The organism is Enterobacter sp. MGH119 (assembly GCF_001037675.1).
GTDB classification, from domain to species: domain Bacteria; phylum Pseudomonadota; class Gammaproteobacteria; order Enterobacterales; family Enterobacteriaceae; genus Enterobacter; species Enterobacter hormaechei_C.
Genome location: NZ_KQ089929.1, coordinates 1,212,722 through 1,234,174, shown reverse-complemented (window position 1 = coordinate 1,234,174; position 21,453 = coordinate 1,212,722). Strand labels below are relative to the sequence as shown.

Annotated in this window: 17 protein-coding genes; 5 read left to right on the top strand and 12 right to left on the bottom strand. The window is 55.0% G+C overall.

Annotated features, from left to right (window positions below):
* Positions 1-46: 46 nt before the first annotated feature.
* From add to malX, 3 genes are all read right to left on the bottom strand, one after another.
* On the bottom strand, positions 47-1,045 hold the full coding sequence (gene add / locus SK53_RS05720) for an adenosine deaminase (RefSeq protein ID WP_015570661.1): 999 nt from the start codon (positions 1,043-1,045) through the stop codon (positions 47-49).
* 96 nt (positions 1,046-1,141) lie between these two features.
* Positions 1,142-2,314, bottom strand: coding sequence for a MalY/PatB family protein (locus SK53_RS05715; protein ID WP_048208769.1), 1,173 nt, complete (start codon positions 2,312-2,314; stop codon positions 1,142-1,144).
* Between the two features lie 50 nt (positions 2,315-2,364).
* Positions 2,365-3,957, bottom strand: a complete 1,593-nt coding sequence (gene malX / locus SK53_RS05710) for a maltose/glucose-specific PTS transporter subunit IIBC (protein ID WP_032658247.1) — start codon at positions 3,955-3,957, stop codon at positions 2,365-2,367.
* A gap of 179 nt (positions 3,958-4,136) precedes the next feature.
* Between malX and SK53_RS05705 the strand changes: the two genes are divergently transcribed.
* Entirely contained in the window at positions 4,137-5,165 is a 1,029-nt protein-coding gene (locus tag SK53_RS05705; RefSeq protein ID WP_048208767.1) for a Mal regulon transcriptional regulator MalI, read from the top strand.
* A gap of 101 nt (positions 5,166-5,266) precedes the next feature.
* On the opposite strand, the gene SK53_RS05700 is transcribed toward SK53_RS05705, so the two are convergent.
* Together SK53_RS05700 and manA are read right to left on the bottom strand one after the other, a co-directional pair.
* On the bottom strand, positions 5,267-6,793 hold the full coding sequence (locus SK53_RS05700) for a YdgA family protein (protein WP_023324553.1): 1,527 nt from the start codon (positions 6,791-6,793) through the stop codon (positions 5,267-5,269).
* A 99-nt stretch (positions 6,794-6,892) separates the two neighbouring features.
* The gene (gene manA / locus SK53_RS05695) at positions 6,893-8,068 is read right to left on the bottom strand and encodes a mannose-6-phosphate isomerase (protein WP_003857564.1); all 1,176 of its coding nucleotides are present in this window, start codon (positions 8,066-8,068) and stop codon (positions 6,893-6,895) included.
* A 199-nt stretch (positions 8,069-8,267) separates the two neighbouring features.
* Between manA and fumA the strand changes: the two genes are divergently transcribed.
* The gene (fumA, locus tag SK53_RS05690) at positions 8,268-9,914 is read left to right on the top strand and encodes a class I fumarate hydratase FumA (protein WP_032609072.1); all 1,647 of its coding nucleotides are present in this window, start codon (positions 8,268-8,270) and stop codon (positions 9,912-9,914) included.
* Between the two features lie 182 nt (positions 9,915-10,096).
* Positions 10,097-11,491, top strand: coding sequence for a class II fumarate hydratase (gene fumC / locus SK53_RS05685; RefSeq protein WP_045897796.1), 1,395 nt, complete (start codon positions 10,097-10,099; stop codon positions 11,489-11,491).
* Here the strand turns inward: fumC and tus are convergent, their stop codons facing one another.
* The 4 genes from tus to rstA all read right to left on the bottom strand — a co-directional run bounded on the left by tus (position 11,492) and on the right by rstA (position 15,651).
* Positions 11,492-12,421: a DNA replication terminus site-binding protein gene (gene tus, locus SK53_RS05680; protein WP_023314048.1), complete on the bottom strand. Its 930-nt coding sequence runs from the start codon at positions 12,419-12,421 to the stop codon at positions 11,492-11,494.
* Between the two features lie 74 nt (positions 12,422-12,495).
* Positions 12,496-13,794 carry a two-component system sensor histidine kinase RstB gene (rstB, locus tag SK53_RS05675; protein ID WP_003857557.1) on the bottom strand — a complete coding sequence of 433 codons (1,299 nt, stop codon included), beginning with the start codon at positions 13,792-13,794 and terminating at the stop codon, positions 12,496-12,498.
* Between the two features lie 324 nt (positions 13,795-14,118).
* Positions 14,119-14,490, bottom strand: a complete 372-nt coding sequence (gene iraM, locus SK53_RS22530; RefSeq protein WP_003857554.1) for an anti-adapter protein IraM — start codon at positions 14,488-14,490, stop codon at positions 14,119-14,121.
* A gap of 441 nt (positions 14,491-14,931) precedes the next feature.
* Entirely contained in the window at positions 14,932-15,651 is a 720-nt protein-coding gene (rstA, locus tag SK53_RS05670; protein ID WP_003857553.1) for a two-component system response regulator RstA, read from the bottom strand.
* 127 nt (positions 15,652-15,778) lie between these two features.
* Here rstA and SK53_RS05665 point away from each other — a divergent pair, with 127 nt between their 5' ends.
* Positions 15,779-16,114 (top strand): GlpM family protein, encoded by a 336-nt coding sequence (locus tag SK53_RS05665; RefSeq protein WP_003857551.1) that lies wholly within the window; start codon positions 15,779-15,781, stop codon positions 16,112-16,114.
* Here SK53_RS05665 and folM read toward each other — a convergent pair.
* The 3 genes from folM to ydgH all read right to left on the bottom strand — a co-directional run bounded on the left by folM (position 16,111) and on the right by ydgH (position 19,385).
* A complete protein-coding gene (gene folM / locus SK53_RS05660; protein ID WP_003857550.1) occupies positions 16,111-16,833 on the bottom strand; it encodes a dihydromonapterin reductase in 723 nt (240 codons plus the stop codon). The genes SK53_RS05665 and folM overlap by 4 nt on opposite strands.
* A 39-nt stretch (positions 16,834-16,872) precedes the next feature.
* Positions 16,873-18,255, bottom strand: coding sequence for an amino acid permease (locus SK53_RS05655; protein WP_048208764.1), 1,383 nt, complete (start codon positions 18,253-18,255; stop codon positions 16,873-16,875).
* A 185-nt stretch (positions 18,256-18,440) separates the two neighbouring features.
* Positions 18,441-19,385: a DUF1471 family protein YdgH gene (gene ydgH, locus SK53_RS05650; protein WP_000769339.1), complete on the bottom strand. Its 945-nt coding sequence runs from the start codon at positions 19,383-19,385 to the stop codon at positions 18,441-18,443.
* A 535-nt stretch (positions 19,386-19,920) separates the two neighbouring features.
* Between ydgH and pntA the strand changes: the two genes are divergently transcribed.
* Positions 19,921-21,450 carry a Re/Si-specific NAD(P)(+) transhydrogenase subunit alpha gene (pntA, locus tag SK53_RS05645; RefSeq protein ID WP_003857543.1) on the top strand — a complete coding sequence of 510 codons (1,530 nt, stop codon included), beginning with the start codon at positions 19,921-19,923 and terminating at the stop codon, positions 21,448-21,450.
* Positions 21,451-21,453 lie beyond the last annotated feature (3 nt).

The window sequence follows — 21,453 nt, the reverse complement described above, 5'->3', positions numbered from 1 at the left end:
CTTTCGTAGGCCGGGTAAGCGCAGCGCCACCCGGCAGTAAAGAGGACTACTGAGCAACTTTATCGCGCAGCGCCTGTTTCTCTTCAGGCGTCAGGAAGGCGATCTCCAGCCCGTTGATTTGCGCCTGACGGATCTGCTCGCGGCTCAGCCCGGCCTGCGGCGCGGCGATGTTGTATTCGTGAATAATATCCACGCCCTGAACCGCCGGATCGTCCGTGTTCAGTGAAGCCAGCACCCCGTGTTCAAGGAAGGTTTTCAGCGGGTGTTGCGCCAGCGATGCCACTGTACTGGTCTGAATATTGGAGGTCAGGCAGGATTCGATTCCAATACGTTGTTCGGCGAGGAAATCCATCAGCGCGCGATCTTCAATGGCTTTCACGCCGTGACCAATACGTTCCGCACCCAGTTCACGAATGGCCTGCCAGATGCTTTCCGGCCCCGCGGCTTCGCCTGCATGAACGGTAATATGCCATCCTGCATCACGTGCGCGGTTGAAATGAGACAGGAACAGGCTGCCCGGGAAGCCCAGCTCGTCACCGGCCAGGTCGATGGCGGTGATCTGGTCGCGATGCGCCAGTAATGCTTCCAGCTCCTGAAGACAGGCCGCCTCACCGAAGGTACGGCTCATAATGCCGATCAAACGCGCCTGAACGTCAAAGGTTTTGCAGCCTTCACGCACGCCTTCAATGACCGCTTCAACCACGCCCGCTACGGGGAGATTGTGGGTCATCGCCATATAGCCCGGGGAGAAACGCAGTTCGACATAGTGCAGGCCGTTGCGCGCGGCATCTTCGATGTTTTCAAAGGCGACACGGCGACAGGCATCGACCGAGGCCAGCATCTTCACGCCCCAGTCGAGCTTGCTCAGAAAGCTCACCAGATCCGGTTCGTTCGACGTGACCTGAACATGGGGGATCAGGGTTTCAAGCGTTTCGGCAGGGAGGGTTAAATTGAACTGGCGACCAAGATCGAGAATGGTTTGGGCACGAATGTTTCCGTCGAGGTGGCGGTGAATATCAGTTAAAGGCAGGCGTGTATCAATCATGGTCGCACTCTTTGCTGGTTAAAGTGCGCCATATTATAAAAACAAAACGGGGTAAAAAGCTATTTGCGCAAGGGAATATTCCGTTGCGCAAATGATTTACAGCAGAGTGTTGATGCCAGCGATAAGGCGCTGAACGCCCTGTTCAAGCTTACTACGCGGACAGCCAGCGTTCAGTCGCACATAGCCTTTACCTTCATCCCCATAGGTATATCCCGGCATGATGGCCACTTTTTGCTGTTCAATCAGCACGTTTTGCAGCGTCTTGTCATCAATGCCAAGCGGGCTGAGATCGACCCAGGCCAGATAGGTTGCCTCTGGCGGTTGCCAGTTGAGTGTCGGAAATGCACTGTTTAATTCGCGAGCAACATACCGCAGATTCTCTTCGAGATAGGTCCGCAGCGCGTCCAGCCAGGGTTCGCCCTGTCGGTAAGCAGCAATATGCGCGGTCAGCGCCAGCACGGAAGGGGAAGAGAGTCCGTCCCTACCTTTTAATGCATTCAGATAGGCGTTACGGCTGGCGTCATCGGCGATAAGCCCCCAGGCGCCCGTCAGCGCCGGAATGTTGAAGCTTTTGGAACCCGAGGTCAGCAGCGCCCATTTACCGCGCGCAACCTCATTCCACGGGGTATGACGATGCGTGCCCCATACCATGTCCATATGAATTTCGTCGCTGATCACCGCTACGTCATAACGTTCACACAGGGCCGCCATTGTGGTCAGCGCCTCCCGAGTCCAGACTTTTCCGGTCGGGTTTTGCGGGCTACACAGCAGCAACACCTTGTTTTCCGGTTTTGATAGCGCCGCTTCCAGCGAGGCCATATCCCCCTCCCAGCCATGCGCTGTTTTCTGCATCGGCACGGAAACAACGGTACGCTGGTTGCCTTCGATGGCTTTATAAAAGGCATCGTAAGCCGGAGTATGGACCACCACGCCGTCGCCAGGCGAGGACCAGAGGCGGATCAGTTCCGAGACCATATAAATGACCGACGGCCCATACACCACGGTTTCGGTATCAATCTGACTGTTAAAGCGTTGCCGGAACCAGTGCGCCACGGCGGCCAGAAATTCTTCATTTTTCCAGCGACTGTAACCAAACACCCCGTGGTTTATTCGCTGGTGCAGCGCATCGGTAATGCAGGGGGCGGTGGCGAAATCCATATCAGAGATGGTGAAGGGCAGCAGGTCGGCTGCGCCAAAACGGTCAGCGACATAATCCCACTGGGTACACCAGGTGCCGTGTCGATCCACGACGGTTGAAAAATCAAACATGACGGTGCTCCGTAAAGTAAAACCCCCTCATGACGAGGGGGGGCGAAGCATCAGGCTTCGACGGTTCGCATCAGGGTTGCCAGCTCATCCTTCACTGACTGTACCTGCGGGCCAATGACGACCTGCAAATTGTGCTGATTTAACTGTACTACGCCAATAGCCCGGTTAGCTTTAAGTGCGTTGGTATCCACTTTGGACATGTCCGCCACCGACAAACGCAGGCGGGTGATGCAGTTATCCAGAGAGGTAATATTATCCGCACCGCCCAGCGCCGCCAGAATAGCCGGCGTGTTATATCCGGATTTCCCAACGGTACCGGCCACCGCCTGTTCAACGCTGGTGGCCGTATCGGCATCGCGGCCAGGCGTTTTCAGGTTGAAGCGGGTGATGGCGAAGCGGAAGATCCCGTAGTAAACCGCGAACCAGATGGCGGCCACAACCGGCACCAGATACCACTTGGTGGACAGGCCGTGCAGGATACCGAATACCACGAAGTCAATCACGTTACCGTCGGTGTTACCGATGGTCACACCGAGCACAGCCATCACGGTAAAGCCCAGGCCCGTCAGTACGGCGTGGATGAGGTACAGTACCGGTGCCACGAACAGGAACAGGAACTCGATAGGTTCTGTCGTACCGCCCACCACGCAGGCAATAACGCCGGAGATCAGCAGGCCTTTAATTTTATGACGATTTTCCGGACGGGCACAGTGGTACATCGCCAGCGCAGCACCCGGCAGGCCGCCGAGGAAGGCAGGCATTTTACCCTGAGAAAGGAAACGCGTCGCACTTTCAGAGAAGCCGTGAGTGGTCGGGCAGCTCAGCTGGGCCTGGAAGATGGTCAGCGCGCCGCTAACGGAATGACCGCAAACGTCCATGGTGCCGCCTGCTTCCGTAAAGCGGATCAGGGCAACCAGGATGTGCTGTAAACCAAACGGTAGCAGCAGACGTTCACCCGTACCGAAAATCATCGGGCCGAAATCACCCGCGCCGTTGATAATGCGGCCAATCCCGGTGATCCCCATGGCAAAAATCGGCCAAATCAGAGGGATGATCAGACCAAACAGACCCATCACAACCAGCGTAATGATTGGCACAAAGCGGGTCCCGCCGAAGAAGGCCAGCGCATCGGGCAGGCGGATGTTGTGGAAGCGCTCGTGCAGCATCCAGATAATCACCCCCGCGATCACGGCTCCAAGGATCCCGGTATCGATGGACTGAATACCAATCACGCTCTGAATGTTATTGGCTTTCAGTACCGCCGCGTCGGTCGTCGGCAGGATCCCTTTGGCGGTCAGCCAGAAGTTAACCGCAAGGTTCATGACCGCATAGCCAACGAAGCCCGCAAACGCCGCCACGCCTTTGTTTTCGCGCGCCAGACCCAGAGGAATGGCGATACAGAACATTACCGGCAGGAAGCTAAAGGCAAACGATCCGACCTTGCTCATCCAGATGAAGATCGCCTGAAGTACCGGATTTCCCAGGAAAGGGATCAGAGTAATGACGTCATGACTGCTTAACGAGCTGCCGATCCCCAGCATAATCCCGCAAAAAGAGAGAAGCGCCACGGGCAGCATAAAGGTTTTACCCAGTTGCTGGAAAAACTCCCACAGCGATATTTTTTGTGCTGCTTTCGTCGTCATAAAACGACTCCTCAAATGGTAGAAAGAGATTTAACGACCTCGATGGGGCGAGAAGATAAAACGTTTTATCAAACTTTAGTGCGCGCTAAATCACATTCTCAGGCTTTTACTGGTAGTATAAAGATAACGTATTGATAAAACGTTTTAGCGATCTCATTATCAAGGAGTCACGCCACCACATGGCTGTAGCGAAAAAGATCACCATCAACGATGTCGCGCTGGCGGCGGGGGTTTCCGTCAGCACCGTTTCGCTGGTATTAAGCGGGAAGGGGCGCATCTCTCCTGCAACGGGTCAGCGCGTCAACGAGGCCGTTGAGCAGTTGGGCTTTGTGCGTAATCGCCAGGCGTCGGCGCTGCGCGGTGGGCAAAGCGGGGTGATAGGGCTGATCGTTCGCGATCTCGCGTCGCCGTTTTATGCAGAACTGACCGCCGGGCTGACCGAGGCGCTTGAAGCGCAGGGGCGAATGGTTTTCCTGCTCCACGGTGGGCGCGAACCGGAGCAACTGCTCTCCAGGCTGGATTTGCTGCTGACGCAAGGGGTGGATGGGGTGATCGTGGCCGGCGCGTCCGGCGTGGGCAGTGAATTGTGTGAGCGCGCGGCGCAGAAAGGCGTACCGCTGGTGTTTGCGTCGCGCGCCAGCTATCTCGACGAAGCCGATACCCTTCGACCGGATAACATGCAGGCCGCGCAAATGCTGACCGAGCATCTTATTCATCGCGGCCATCAGCGCATCGCCTGGCTCGGCGGTAAAAGCTCGTCCCTGACGCGTGCCGAGCGGGTGGGCGGTTACTGCTCCACGCTCATCAAATACCGCCTGCCGTTTCACAGCGAATGGGTGGTGGAGTGTGAATCCAGCCAGAAAAAAGCCGCGGAAGCCATCGGCACGCTGCTTCGCAACAGCCCGACGATCAGCGCGGTGATTTGCTATAACGACGTTATTGCGATGGGGGCGTGGTTCGGTTTGATCCGCGCCGGACGCCAGAGCGGTGAGGGCGGGGTAGAAACGTTCTTCGGCCATCAGGTGGCGCTGGGGGCGTTTGCAGATGTCGGTGAAAATGCGTTAGACGATCTCCCCATCGTCTGGGCGACGACGCCGGCTCGTGAAATGGGGTACACCCTGGCAGAACGAATTATGCAGCGCATTGAAAATACGGACGTGCAGGCCGGGCATCAGATTGTGGCTGCGCGCTTAGTGACGGTGAAGTAAACGCTTTGCTTTCACGGGCCTACAACGGCTCAGGATCGGAGGCCGGGCAAGCGTCAGCGCCACCCGGCAATAAAAAACCCCTCATGCGAGGGGTTTTTCGTTTACTGCTGCGGTACTGCCGGCGGCGCAGCCGGTTCGGCCGGTTCAGGCATGCCCAGCGTCGGCATACCAAACATACCGACAAACTCTTCCAGCGGCATTTTGTCGCCGTTGAGCGTCACCTGGCCATTAGCATATTGCAGGCTGGTGGAAATGGTGTTGTCTTCCACCTTCGTGATGCGGAACATCTGGCCCATCGCCGCCAGGCCTTTCACCTGTTGGTTTGCCAGTTTACCTGCATCTTCTTCACCATACCCTTCGAGTTTCGCAATCTGCGTCATGAACTCGGTTGCCATATCCATCGGGATGGTCAGCTTGCTGTCGAGCGATTTCACGCTGCGGTCAACTTCCTGCGCCAGGGTCTGCGGCTCGCCGGTCGTGGCTGCCGGATCCTTCAGGAACAGCGACAGGTTGAAGTTGGTTTCGCCTTTGCCGTTTTTCCAGCTCAGGGGCGCAACGGTAATCACCGGCTCGCCCTTCAGCAGGATCGGCAGGTTATTAAACAGCACCGTCATCGCCTGCTGCTGGTAAGCCTGTGGGTTCTGTTGCAGGGCGGCATCGGTCAGCAGAGCCTGGCTCTCTTTACTGTATTTCTGACTGAATTCGTGCCACGCCTGGCCGTCAATGTTGCCGATTTTCAGGGACAACTTACCGGTACCCAGATCCTGATTCTGTACTTTCAGGCTTTTCAAGCTGTAATCCAGCTGGGTGTTGATGCTTTTACCGTCTTTGGACACGTCAGACTTACCGTCCAGATCCATGCCTTCAAGCACCGCCATCTCTTTGCCTTCGATCGCAATGGCGATCTTATCGAGGCTCAGTTTTTGGTCGCCGATACGCTCATCAAAATCAGTCATACGGCTATTGCCGCTGGCTTTCAGGTTGTTGAAGGTAAGCTGCACCTTCTGGTTATATTCATTGACTGAATTCACCAGGCCGCTGGCGGCATCGCCGGTCAGGGAGACATTCTTGCCGTCGCGATCGGCATCAAGCTGGAAATTACCGCCGCTGAAGGCGACTTTATCAGTGCCTTGTTCGTAATTCAGGGCTTTCAGGTCGATGTCGGAATGCGTATCACCGGCATAGCTGATGCGGGTATTGATCTCAAACGGCGACTCATTTTTCGCCATATCGAAAATCGGCTTCGTCACCTCGTTATTCACCAGTACGGTTCTGGCGGATGCCATAGAGGGGATCAGGTTAAACTTTTTCAACTGCGCCAGCGGGAACGGACCGTGGCTGACCACTTCATCCAGCACCACGCTCTGGCCCGGTTTCAGCCAGGCGTTCTGATTACCCGCAACCGGCTTCACCACTACCTGCATATGGCTGGTAAACACGCCACGCTGGTAGTTCTGATAGCTCAGCTCCAGACCTGCTTCAGGCGCGCTGCGCTTAATCTCGCTGTTTGCCTGCGTCATCATCTCTGCCAGACGGCTTTCCAGCTGTTTCCCGGTATACCAGGAAGCACCCGTCCAGATCACGCCTAAAGCAACAATCACTCCTACCGCTACGACCGATTTTTTCATTGCGATTATCCCTAAAATGAAACCAGGCGGTTAAAACCGCCTGGTGTTACAACGCCTGTTACTAGCTTAGCAAGAGTTGTTAAAAAATTCAGTAAGTCCCTAAAGCTTATTAAAAACACGCGCCAGGCGACCGGTGCCGCTCACCCGGACAGGCGACTCGTTTGCTGCGACAAAGGCGGATTCACCCGGTTTGAGCACCAGACGCTCGCTATCTTTGTGCAACGTCGCTTCGCCTTCCACACAGAACAGGATCGCGGCGCTCTCCTGTGCAATGGCGGTTTCGTCTGCGCTGAGGTCGTGCAGGGAGAAGGCAAAATCGTCAACCGGAATCGGGAAGTCCAGCTCTGCGCCGTTTTTCACCGGCTGAGTAAGCAGCTCCGCAGCAGGTTTCGCCACAAACTTCACGTTGGCAACCAGCTCAGGGATGTCGATGTATTTTGGCGTCAGGCCCGCGCGCAGTACGTTATCGGAGTTAGCCATCACCTCCAGTGCCACGCCGTTGAGGTAGGCGTGCGGGGTTTCAGCGAACAGGAACATCGCTTCGCCCGGGTTGAGCTTCACCACGTTCAGCAGCAGCGGAGAGAAGAGGCCGCTGTCGTCCGGATAAAACGCGGAAATTACGCGAATGGTGTCCCATGGCTCACCCTGCTGGCTGTTCAGCGCGGCTTTCAGCACCGCCAGCGCGTGGGATTTTTCCTCGCCCTGCATATTCAGCAGGCTGGCAAACAGCTCGCTCAAGGCTTCTGCGTTCGGGTTTTCCAGGAAGTGGGCGATCGCGTTGTGAGCCCCGGCGACCGGTTGCAGCAGGGAGATGATCTCGGAAAACTCGCGGAAGGCATTCATCGCCAGGAAAGGGGTAAGGGCGAAAACCAGTTCCGGCTTGTGGTTAGGATCTTTGTAGTTACGCTCTGCGGCGTCTAACGGAATACCGGCGGCATTTTCTTTGGCAAAGCCCAGCTCAGAGGCTTTTTTGTTCGGGTGAACCTGAATGGAGAGCGGCTGGTCGGCGCACAATACCTTGAACAGAAACGGCAGCTCACCAAAACGATTCGCCACTTTATCGCCGAGCAGTGCGGCTTTGTCGGCGTCGATGACGTCACGCAGGCTGCGAACCTGACCGCTGGCATCTTCAATTTTTGAGCTGCTCTTCGGGTGCGCGCCCATCCACAGCTCTGCCATCGGCAGGTTGTCCGGGTTGGCGATACCGTAGAGATCCGTTAACGCAGTTTTACTTCCCCAGGCGTAGTTTTGCACTGAGTTGATGAGTTTTTGCATTATCAAGCCCTGATTCATATGTGGAATTAACTCCGCGTATTAAAGCAATAAACCGAATGGAAGTAACCTGCGGATGTAAAAAGTCGTACTAGTCTCAGTTTTTGTTAAAAAATTGTGTAGGATAAGCTGACTCGCTTTTAAGCCGGGCAGCGGAACATCTGCCCTGAATAAACAGACCGAAGCAGTAAGTGAGAGAACAATGTCGAATAAACCCTTCCATTATCAGGATCCTTTCCCCCTCAGTCAGGATCAGACCGAGTATTATCTGTTAACCCGCGATTACGTTACTGTCTCTGAGTTTGAAGGGCAGGAGATCCTCAAAGTTGACCCGCAGGGGCTGACGTTGCTGGCGCAGCAAGCCTTCCATGATGCTTCCTTTATGCTCCGTCCGGCGCATCAGCAGCAGGTTGCTGATATCCTGAGCGACCCGGAAGCCAGCGAGAACGATAAGTACGTTGCCCTGCAATTCCTGCGTAACTCTGATATCGCGGCGAAAGGCATTCTGCCGACCTGCCAGGACACCGGCACGGCGATTATCACCGGTAAAAAAGGCCAGCGCGTCTGGACCGGCGGCGGTGACGAAGCGGCGCTGGCGCGCGGCGTTTACAATACCTACACCGAAGACAACCTGCGCTATTCGCAAAACGCGGCGCTGGATATGTACAAAGAGGTGAACACCGGCACTAACCTGCCTGCGCAGATTGACCTCTACAGCGTCGACGGTGACGAGTACAAATTCCTCTGCATCGCCAAAGGCGGCGGTTCAGCCAACAAAACCTATCTTTACCAGGAAACCAAAGCGCTGCTTACCCCGGGCAAGCTGAAAAACTACCTGGTCGAGAAGATGCGTACCCTCGGCACCGCGGCCTGCCCGCCGTACCATATCGCATTTGTGATTGGCGGTACGTCTGCCGAAAGCACCCTGAAAACCGTTAAGCTGGCCTCAACCAAATACTACGATGGCCTGCCAACGGAAGGTAACGAACATGGTCAGGCGTTCCGCGACGTGCAGCTTGAGCAGGAACTGCTGGCCGAAGCGCAGAACCTGGGGCTGGGCGCGCAGTTTGGCGGCAAATACTTCGCGCATGACATTCGCGTGATCCGCCTGCCGCGCCACGGTGCTTCCTGTCCGGTGGGGATGGGCGTTTCCTGTTCAGCGGACCGTAACATCAAAGCGAAGATCAACCGCGACGGCATCTGGATCGAGAAGCTGGAGAACAACCCGGGCAAATACATCCCTGAAGAACTGCGTAAAGCGGGCGAGGGGGAAGCGGTTCGCGTGGACCTGAATCGTCCGATGAAAGAGATTCTGGCGCAGCTTTCGCAGTATCCGGTCTCGACGCGCCTTTCCCTGAACGGGACGATTATCGTGGGCCGCGACATCGCCCATGCGAAGCTGAAAGAGCGCCTGGACAACGGCGAAGGGCTGCCGCAGTACATTAAAGATCACCCGATCTACTACGCAGGTCCGGCAAAAACGCCTGATGGATATGCTTCCGGCTCGTTAGGCCCAACCACGGCGGGCCGTATGGACTCCTACGTCGACCAGTTGCAGGCCAACGGCGGCAGCATGATCATGCTGGCGAAAGGCAACCGCAGCCAGCAGGTGACGGACGCGTGCCACAAGCACGGCGGCTTCTACCTCGGTAGCATCGGTGGCCCGGCGGCGGTGCTGGCGCAGGGCAGTATCAAGAGCCTTGAGTGCGTGGAGTACCCGGAACTGGGTATGGAAGCGATCTGGAAAATTGAAGTGGAAGACTTCCCGGCGTTCATCCTCGTGGATGACAAAGGTAACGACTTCTTCAAACAGATCCAGTCTTCCCAGTGTTCGGCGTGTGTGAAGTAATTCTGTAAATTGCCGGGTGGCGCTGACGCTTAACCGGCCTACATACTCGTAGGTCGGGTAAGGCGCAGCCACCACCCGACATCAAAAAGAGCGCACAAAGCGCCATAACGTTTCTCAGAAGTCATCAATACTTATCTCTTAAGCATGTGAGCAATCCCATCTTTGTTATCAAGGAGTAAGTAATGACAATGCATCGCCGCGAGAAAGACTCCATGGGCGCCATCGACGTCCCGGCCGACAAGCTATGGGGCGCACAAACCCAGCGTTCGCTGGAGCATTTTCGCATTTCGACAGAGAAAATGCCCGTCTCGCTAATCCAGGCGCTGGCGTTGACCAAACGCGCTGCCGCCAAAGTCAATCAGGATCTGGGCCTGCTGGATGCCGATAAAGCCACCGCCATCATCAATGCCGCCGACGAAGTGCTGGCGGGCAAACATCCCGACGAATTCCCCCTTGCCATCTGGCAGACCGGCTCAGGCACCCAGAGCAACATGAACATGAACGAGGTGCTGGCGAACCGCGCAAGCGAGCTGCTTGGCGGCCTACGCGGCATGGAGCGCAAGATCCACCCGAACGATGACGTGAACAAAAGCCAGAGTTCCAACGACGTGTTCCCGACGGCCATGCACGTGGCAGCCGTCATCGCAATCCGCGAGCAGCTTATCCCGCAGCTCAACGTGCTTAAATCTACGCTTAACGAGAAAGCGCAGGCCTTCCGCGACATCGTTAAAATTGGTCGTACGCACCTTCAGGACGCCACGCCGCTGACGCTCGGCCAGGAGATCTCCGGCTGGGTGGCGATGCTGGAGCACAACCTTAAGCATATCGACAACAGCCTGCCGCATCTGGCGGAGCTGGCGCTCGGCGGAACGGCGGTGGGCACTGGGTTAAACACCCATCCCGAGTACGCGGTGCGCGTGGCCGAAGAGCTGGCGAAGATTACCGGGCAGCCGTTTGTTACCGCTCCGAATAAGTTTGAAGCGCTGGCGACCTGTGATGCCCTGGTGCATACCCATGGCGCGCTGAAAGGGCTGGCGGCCTCGCTGATGAAAATCGCCAACGACGTGCGCTGGCTGGCCTCCGGCCCGCGCTGCGGCATCGGCGAAATCAGCATTCCGGAAAACGAGCCGGGCAGCTCCATTATGCCGGGTAAAGTGAACCCGACCCAGTGCGAAGCCATGACCATGCTGTGCTGTCAGGTGATGGGTAATGACGTGGCGGTTAACATGGGCGGCGCGTCGGGTAACTTCGAGCTTAACGTCTATCGTCCGATGGTGATCCACAACGTACTGCAATCGATTCGTCTGCTGGCCGATGGCATGGAGAGCTTTAACGAGCACTGCGCGGTGGGCATTGAGCCTAATCGCGAGCGAATCAGCCAGCTGCTGAATGAGTCTCTGATGCTGGTAACGGCGCTGAACACCCATATTGGTTATGACAAAGCGGCCGAAATCGCTAAAAAAGCGCACAAAGAGGGGCTTACCCTGAAAGCCTCTGCGCTGGCGCTGGGCTACCTGACGGACGCCGAGTTTGATGCCTGGGTCCGACCGGAAGCGATGGTGGGCAGCCTCAGATAATCACTGCGCCACATACAGGTGCAGCCGCGGAATAATCAGCTGTAGCGGCTGCGCCTGGGGTTTATATCGATGCTGAACGTTTTCAGCATCGTAGTTCAGCAGTTCCCCGATATCCGGCACCACCGCACCCTGATCGGCATCATAGAGCGCAATCAGCGGCGTCGGGCAGGCGTATTGCACCTGCTTTTGTTGACCGGCATACCAGACACGGGCGATAGGCTGCACCTTCACCGGACGCTTTATTTTAAGACGGGTATCAGCTGGCAGGGAGGCAATGCTGTGGTACTCCTGCTCCAGCCGTTCAATCCACTGTTCCCGCGACCACGGGGCGACCGTTCGCGGCGATTTCAGGCTTTTTTCCAGCTGCGCCAGGATCTCGTCCCGCGCGAAATTTTTAATGATGTGCTTGTTGGCCCAGCCGAAGCGCAGCGTGGCGGGATGGCGCAGTACCGTCAGCGTGCGGTAGGCATTCAGGGTGATCAGCCCCGGAAGCTGGCGATGCACCCATTCAAAACGGGCAGCCGGTGCCAGCCCGGACTCAACGGTTACAATCTTCTCAAAGGCGGCTTTCAGCGTATTGATATGCGTAATCTGCGCCTCAATTCCTTCACGCGTTGCGGCATCCGTTTGCAGGCAGATGACGCCGGGCAGGCGAACGGCGGCCTTACTGCTGCGATTTTCGGACTGCTGCTGGATGAAAAGGCGACGATAGTGCTGCAACGTCATTTCCAGCGCCGCCTTGCCAACATGCTGCGTCACCTCAATGGTGTTCAGCGGGTCGTGCTCTGCGCCTTTTGCCACCTCGGGCAGGGAAAAGACGCGGGCGGCCAGCAGGCGGCAGTCCTGAAGTTGCCCCGTGAGGGTCAGTAACGCCTGCTCTATTTCCCGAAATGTGGTGTTAAGCCTTTCGATGAGATCGTAAGTTGTCATGGCAGCCCTTAATTAGTTACAACATACTATTGATATAGCACAACACGCCGGGTCAGGCCAGCGTGCGGTTTAGGTCAGGCAGGTACGGGAAGGGGAATGTTGTGATAGATCGGCCAGCTAAAGACGAACCGGGCCCCACCCAGCTCGCTCGCTTCGCAGCGAACCGAACCGCCCATCGCCTGGGCAATAGAACGGACAATAGCCAGCCCCAGACCACAGCCGCCGGTAGCCCGGTCGCGGCTGGGATCGAGGCGCACAAACGGCTCAAAAACTTTTTCACGCTCCGCCGGCTCAATGCCGGGGCCATCGTCTTCCACACACAGAATCGCCTGGCTTCCCTGCAAATCTAAACCTATGCGCAGCGTCGTTTCGCTGTAGCGCATGGCGTTGTTCATCAGATTATCCAGCACGCGTTCCATCAGGCGCATGTCCAGTGCGCCGTACGCGCCGGGGGTAATGGCTGTCAGCAGTTTTCGCTGAGGGTTAACGCTCTGCACATCGTTAATATGCGTCTGTAGCCAGACGGGGAGATCCGGTGTACTGAGGTGCAACTCCGTCTGAGGCCGATCGAGGCGGGCATAGGTCAGCAGCTCTTCAATTAGCGCTTCAAGCTGGCCAATATCCCGATTGAGCGCCTGCGATTCCGCCCCGGTGAGGTTCTCGCTCATCTCCAGGCGATAACGCAGGCGTACCAGCGGAGTGCGCAGTTCATGCGCAATGCCATCGATCAGCTGCTTCTTGCTGGCAATCAGGGCGTTGATGTTATCGGCCATCTGGTTAAAGGCAATACCGAGCCGGTCAAAACTGGAACCACTGTCGAAATGTATGCGTTCAGTTAAATGACCCTCCCCAAAACGCTGTGCGGCGGATTCCAGTTTCAGCATGTCCTGCCAGTGCGGTCGCATCCAGATGAATACAGGGAAAGCGAGCGAGATGGCAATAAAGCCCAGCAGGGCGAGATCCAGCAGGCGCATCTGGTGCAGGTAATAGAGATAGGGCACCGGCCCGACGGCCAGGACATAATGGCTGCGCGGAATACGCTGAATGAAGGTATATTTCTCGTCCAGCGCGACGATGTCTCCATCGCGCAGACGCTGCATCGCAGGCGGCGCTAAGTCAAAATCCTTCATGGGTTCGATACGCAGATCAAACGACAGATTCAGATCCAGCTCTTTTAACGTGCGCGCCCAGTCATGAGGTGGTATTTCTCGCAACTCGCTACGCATCAGGTAGAGCGAGCTTTTCATCAGATCGTCGAGGGATTGTCTGCCCGCGCGCTCTGCGGTGAATTTGTAGACCAGCCCGACCAGCATGGTCATCACCAGAAAGCAGACAAACAGCAGAAGGTAAAACTGCACAAACAGCTTTTTCATTAATCTCACCGAAACAGGGGCTTCACTACACGTCTTTTACCAGCAGGGTCGCCATGGGCGCAAGTCAGGCATGATGAGTTGAAAAGGGTAATTGTCGAGAGGTATTTCAGCGCGGCATCGCTTTATTCCATCAATGCCCGGAAAATCCGTTTACGTTTCAGTTAAACGAGTTTATTTACGATTGCGTATTATTGATCCGTAATAACAATGACAAAGGCCACCTGCGGGTGGCTTTATTTAATGGCGTTAACCAGCGAGAGGGATCCGGCACAAACGGTGCGACAGAAATAATTAGCGTTGTAACCTGAGCATTATCGATCTTCGTTAATGTCTGGATTTAGCTGTACTGACAATCAGTGGATTCGTGGTAAACCCATGCGGGCATTTCCGCGCGTTGCAATGCACCGCGTATGTGCATATCTCTTCTTGCTGGTTTCGGTTGTATGGGCATGCCATCTTGTTTTTAATTTCACTCCACAACATCTCGTTATAAGGTGATATGTTATATATCGATATAGGCTTGAACACACCATTAATGAAGACGCCATTTTTTGTCGGATATATTCTGTCACCGGGGTACAAATAGACATCGCTTTCATACCAAATAATGAGTTTCAAGAACTTGAGGCCCAAGATGCTTGAATAAACGATTCCCGTGTTAGGACAAATTACCGAGCTAATGACTCTCCATGACATTGCTATACCTCTTTCATTAAATAATTGAGAGAGTATAAGGTTTAGCATGAGAATTAGATATCTGCAAACACGTAAGCTATTGAAAAAGATCGATATTATTTATACGGTTGCCACTATCCCCTTTGTTTTCAAAAGGATAAGATAATGATTAAAGCAATTGTAAAGATTATTTTTAGACCAATGTGCTTTTAAGTGACGGATTTTTGATCGATGATGGCGCCTGCACTGCTGAATATATATTGTACTACAGCACTGAAAATACATTAGGAATACTTTTGTTTAGGCGAAAAATGCCCAGCGAAATAGCATACAAGGAAGGAATGAGAACAAGGGATATTTTATAACTGACGATGCATATAATCGATAACTTTCGACGGGTACTGATAATAATTCCGATGCATCGTGAGTTATTTTTCGAATATTCCTGTTTTGTTCCTTTTTTCAGGTTTCCCAGGCGTGCGGTGCAAACAGATAGCCCTTATTGCGTACGGTTTTAATGCGGTAAGGTTCCGTGGCGTTATCCAGCAGTTTTTTACGCAGACGCGAAATCGCCACATCAACGCTACGATCCATTCCGTCGTAACTTACGCCGCGCAGATTTTTCAGTAATGCATCCCGGTCCATAATTTGACCGGCATGGGTTGCCAGCTCCCACAGCAGGTCAAAATCTGCGGTTGAGAGCGCAATCAGCTCCCCGGAAAGCATAACCTGTCGGTTGACCGGGTCGATAGAAAGCGTGCCGAAGCGCATCGCTTTGTGCGGCGTTAAAGAGGGGGCAGACGCTTCACGCTCCGCGCCGCTGGCACGCTGACGCAGATGGAGGCGCAAACGGGCAAGCAGGACTGCCGGCGGCGTGGTTTTCAGGATGTAGTCATTCGCGCCCATCTCAAGCGACAGAATATGATTCATATCGCTGTCGAGAGAGGTCAGCAGCACGATCGGACCGTCCCACTTCGTGCGCAGATCCCGGCATAGCGTCATACCATCTTTTCCGGGCAGCATGATGTCCAGCAACACCAGGTCCGGATTTTCGCGGGTCACGACGTCTTCAGCGCGATCGCCACGAGGCTCGACAACCACTTCCATATCATGTTTACCCAGATAAGCGGCGATCAGTTGCCCCACCTCGGGTTCATCTTCAACATAAACAATCTTATTCATACAACGTCTGTCATCGCAAAAAACGTCAACATACACCGCGCAATCTTAACCTTCCATTAATCTTTCAAAATTAGCCGGACTTCCGTTATCCTGCACGGGAATGTTATTTGATTGTTAAGGGAAAAGAATGGGGCTGGTGATAAAAGCCACGCTGGGTGCGCTGGTCGTGCTGCTGATTGGGGTGCTGGCTAAAACGAAGAACTACTACATTGCCGGGCTGATCCCGCTGTTTCCCACCTTTGCGTTAATCGCGCACTATATTGTGGCCTCTGAGCGGGGTATTGAGGCGCTGCGCGCCACCATTGTGTTCGGGATGTGGTCGATCATCCCGTATTTTATCTATCTGCTGTCGCTGTGGTACTTCACCGGTTTTCTGCGTCTGCCCCTGGCGCTGGGCGGGGCGGTGGTCTGTTGGAGCCTCAGCGCCTGGGTGCTTATCTTCTTCTGGAGCCGCTTTCACTAGCGCAGCGGGCGGCCACCGTCCACGGCAAACGTTCGGCCCGTGACGTAACAGCTGGTCAGCAGATAATCGATCAGGTCGATCACCTCTTTCTCACCGGGCGCAATTTTCATTAACGACTTGTTGAGCGCCTGCTGACGATACTCGGCATCATCGCCTTCGTTAAATAAAATCATCGCCGGAGCAATCGCGTTGACCTTTACCTCGGGCGCCAGCTTGCGTGCGAAAGAGCGGGTCATATTATCCAGGGCGGCTTTGCTGGCCGCATAGGCGATGTGTTTGTCGCTTCCTCGCTCTACCACGTAATCGGTGAAATGGATAATGTCGCCTGCGGCATGACCGTGTCCGCGCAGCAGATCCTGTAGGGCATGGTTGAGCAGATAAGGCGCATTAACGTGGATCTGCATCATGCAGGCGAGCGTTTCGCTGAGCGAATGTCCTGCTTTTTCGGGAAGCCAGGTACTGGCGTTGTGAATAACCGCCCGCAGCCCGTGGGTGGTCGATTTCACTTTGTCCGCGAAGGCGAGTATACCTTCATCCGTGGAGAAATCCGCCTGAATGCAGACTGCTCCGGCATTTCGTAGACCTTCAATGGAGGGATATTCCGTGCGGTAACTGACGATAACCGGATGGCGAAGGTTGAGAAAGTGATGGGCGAGGGCGAGGCCGATGCGACGGCCTGCGCCAGTGATCAATATTGGGCGTTGCTGCGTGTGTCCCATCGTAATCTCCTTTTCAGTTCAACAATGGGACAGGCGACGCTATCCCATTAACATCCACGTTGCCGGTACGGCAGCGACTAACAGCAAACCTATCAACGCCATTTCGCGGCGCTTAAGGGCATTATCAAGCTGATGCGTACGGCGAGCGTAGATAAACACCAGCAGGCCCGGTGCGTAGAGCACCACGGTCAGCAGCAGATGCATCGGTCCGGAAGCATACAACAACCATAGACCGTAAATACAGGCGCCGACACCTACCGCATAGTGTGCCGGGCGGGTCGCAATTTTTAACAGATATGCGCCCACTAAGAAATAGGGTACCAGAATCATCTCGGAGGCGATGGTCAGCAGCGTGTTATAGTCCGATCCTGTGAGCCAGATCAGCACCAGACAGACCTGCACGCTGATGTTGGTGAGCCACAAAGAGGCCGATGGCGCACTGTTTTTGTTCTGACGGGCAAACAGGCGCGGGAACGCTTTATGCGTGGCGGCCAGGAACGGCACTTCCGCTGCCATAATGGTCCAGCTCAGATAGGCGCCGCAAACGGAGACAATCAGACCCGCCGCGATAATCACGTCTCCCCAGGGACCCAACATTTTCACCATCAGCCCGGCCATGGACGGGTTACGCATCTCCGCCAGTTCAGGGCGTGCCACCACGCCGAGCGACAACAGCGTCACCAGCAGATAAACGCCCAGCGCCGCCAGTACGGCCAGCAGCGTGGCGCGTCCCACATCGCGCTTGTTACGCGCGCGGGCAGAGACCACGACGGCACCTTCAACGCCGATGAACACCCACAGGGTGATCAGCATGGTATTTTTCACCTGTTCCCAGACGGGAACGCCCAGCGCAATGCCGCTGAAATCGAGCGTAAAGACATCGAGACGGAAGGCGAGGAAGGCCAGCACGACGAACAGGCCAAGCGGCACCAGCTTGGCCAGCGTTGCCACGAGGTTAATGCTGGCCGCGGTCTGGACGCCGCGCAAAATCAGCCAGTGAACAATCCACAGCAGGACCGAGGCGCCGACGATGGACTGCCAGGTATTACCGTCGCCAAACAGGCGCAGTTCGGGCGTATCGGTAAAGAAGCTGAGCGCTGAGAAGACGATAACCAGATAGGATACGTTGGCGATCACCGCGCACAGCCAGTAACCCCAGGCGGAGCAGAAGCCGATCAGCTCGCCGAAACCTTCCCGGGCGTAAGTGAATATTCCGCCGTCCAGATCCGGTCGGATACGGGTCAGCAGCAGCATGGCGAATGCCAGCAGCAAAATCCCGACACCGGTAATGCCCCAGCCAATCAGTAATGCGGCCGGGCTGGCGACGGCCGCCATGTTCTGCGGCAAACTGAATACGCCCGCGCCCAGCATTGAGCTTAATACAAGTGCAGTTAACGCACTCAGGCCAAGTTTCTTTTCCATTGGCTTCCTGTTATGAAAAGTCCAAATCCAGAATAATTATTTCGCTAAGGCGCATAAAAATGGTGGATCACGCTAAGGCGCGGGATTTTACGGAGTGTGAAGGATGCATGCAATGACGTGTGGCAGAAATCAGAAAAAAAGTAACAAAAAAGGCGGCACTGCGCCGCCTTTATGAAACCGTTTTGTTACTTGTACAGATCGGCGCTGATGGTCAGGTTGTTACCACGTTCCTGCCACTGACGGGTGATGTGGTAATACTTCGCGCCTTTCTTCGCAGCACGCTTCGCCACCTGATAGGAGATTTCCGTCATGTTGCCATAGTTGCCCGTAAACTTGATGCTGTCGAACGGCACCATCTGCGCGGCAGTGGCTTTGTTCAGCTCTTCAATTTTCGTGCCGTCTGGTAACGTAACGGTATAACGACCGCCTTTGGTGGATTGGGTTTCAAAGAAACGGCCCACTTCAGCGCTTGGTGCCGCAGACGTTGCTACGCCCGGAATTTCCACTTTCTTCGCTTCTTCACCGCCTTTCGCTAACGCGGCACGTCCCGCATCTGAATCCGCTGGAATGGCATCCGGGCTTTGCACTACGCGTTTTTTCGCATCTTGCTTATAGATGAAAGCGGTGATGCGCTGGTTTCCGCCCTGGTTGGCATCAACCTGACGCACGATATAGAACGCGTAAGCGCCTTTTTCTCTCGCGGCTTTGGTGATGGCATCGTTAACTTCAGGCTGGCTGCGGTAGAAGCCCTGAACGGTCACGGTGTCATACGGTTCCAGCTGAACAGCCTGATCTTTCGGCAATTCAACAATGCCGTTAATCACGCGGTTTTTCTGTTCATCTGCTTTTGGGGCATTCTCTTTGTACAGCGCAATCGTCACGCGCTGGTTGCCGCTGTTGCCTTGATCGGACTGGTCAACAACGTAAAACGAGGCAGCGCCGTTTTTATCGGCGGCTTTTGATGCGGCGGCGACGGCATCGCCAATAGAGTTATAGCGACCCACAATGACCGTATGGTCAAAAGGTTTTAACGCTGCCGCTTGCTCCGGCGTCAACTCTGTCGCGGCATTCGCAGACAGGGCGGTCGCGGAAAGAAGTGCGGACGCCAGGAGTGTGTTCTTAAGCTTCATAAAAATAATCCTTCGCCTTGCGCAAACCATGTACTGGTGTTGTTGTTAATTTGAGACGGTCCCGATTATGGCATTTAACACCCATCGCTGTCTGCGGCATTTTTCACAGCCTGTGCTCACCAAAGGACCTGATTCGATAACATTTTGTGATATGTGGAAAAAACAGGCGTTTCACAAGAAAAACTGATTAAGCATATGACTTTTACAAGTTAATTTAATGTTAATGAGTTGTTCTATTATGGCGCTATATCATGTTTTTACCGCTTCGCTTGCGCGATTTATCGGTCCTGAAGGCGAATTTAAGGTAAATATCTCTGTCAGTAACCCCGATCGCTTATTTTTCACAGATAAAGTAAGAAATAGTGTTTTCTGGCTGTAGATCACGGGCGCTATTTTCAGTAGGTTATAGAAAGTTTGTTACTGTTTTATTTTCCGGGGTTAATCATTCTCCGTCGTTATCTCGATGGTGAAAATTGATACAAACCGCGGGCAATTATCGACAAACCATCATCAAAAACCGATGGAAGGGAAAACTATGCGTATTGGGGTACCAAAAGAACGGTTAGCCAATGAAACCCGCGTAGCGGCAACACCAAAAACGGTGGAGCAACTGCTTAAACTGGGTTTTACCGTCGCGATTGAAAGCGGCGCGGGCACACTGGCGAGTTTCGATGACGAGGCCTTTACTCAGGCTGGCGCGGACGTCGTGGACGGTGCTGAGGTCTGGCAATCACCCATCATTCTGAAGGTAAACGCACCGGAAGAGAGTGAAATTGAACTGCTGAACGCGGGCACTACGCTGGTGAGCTTTGTCTGGCCAGCCCAAAACCCGGAGTTGATGGAGAAGCTGGCGGCACGCGGTGTCACCGTGATGGCGATGGACTCCGTGCCGCGTATTTCGCGCGCGCAGTCTCTGGATGCGCTGAGCTCCATGGCGAACATTGCCGGCTATCGCGCCATTGTCGAAGCTGCGCATGAGTTTGGTCGCTTCTTTACCGGTCAGATTACGGCGGCAGGTAAAGTTCCACCCGCGAAGGTGATGGTGATTGGTGCCGGTGTGGCAGGTCTTGCCGCTATCGGGGCCGCAAACAGCCTGGGCGCTATTGTTCGCGCGTTTGATACCCGGCCGGAAGTGAAGGAGCAGGTGCAGAGTATGGGCGCCGAATTCCTTGAGCTGGACTTCAAGGAAGAAGCGGGCAGCGGTGATGGTTACGCGAAGGTCATGTCTGAAGCCTTTATCAAGGCGGAAATGGCGCTCTTTGCGGCGCAGGCAAAAGAGGTAGACATCATTGTCACCACCGCGCTTATTCCGGGTAAACCGGCGCCGAAGCTGATCACCCGTGAGATGGTGGATTCCATGCAGCCGGGCAGCGTTATAGTCGATCTGGCGGCGCAAAACGGCGGTAACTGTGAGTATACCGTGCCAAATCAGGTCACGACGACCGCGAACGGCGTGAAGGTGATCGGTTATACCGACCTGCCAGGGCGTCTGCCAACCCAGTCCTCTCAGCTGTACGGTACGAACCTCGTTAACCTGCTGAAGCTGCTCTGCAAAGAGAAAGACGGCAACATTACCGTTGATTTTGATGATGTGGTGGTGCGTGGCGTTACCGTGGTGCGTGAAGGGGAAATCACCTGGCCTGCACCGCCGATTCAGGTTTCCGCTCAACCTCAGGCTGCGCCGAAAGCGGCACCAGAGCCCGCGGAGCCAGCAAAACCTGCGTCGCCGTGGCGCAAATACGCCATCATGGCGCTGGTCATAATCCTGTTTGGCTGGCTGGCGGACGTCGCGCCAAAAGAGTTCCTTGGCCACTTCACCGTCTTCGCGCTCTCCTGCGTGGTGGGTTACTACGTCGTGTGGAACGTTTCCCATGCGCTGCATACCCCGCTGATGTCGGTCACCAATGCCATCTCCGGGATTATCGTGGTCGGGGCATTGCTGCAAATTGGTCATGGCGGCTGGATCAGCTTCCTGAGCTTCATTGCGGTGCTGATCGCCAGTATCAATATTTTCGGTGGTTTCACCGTGACTCAGCGCATGCTGAAAATGTTTCGTAAAGGCTAAGGG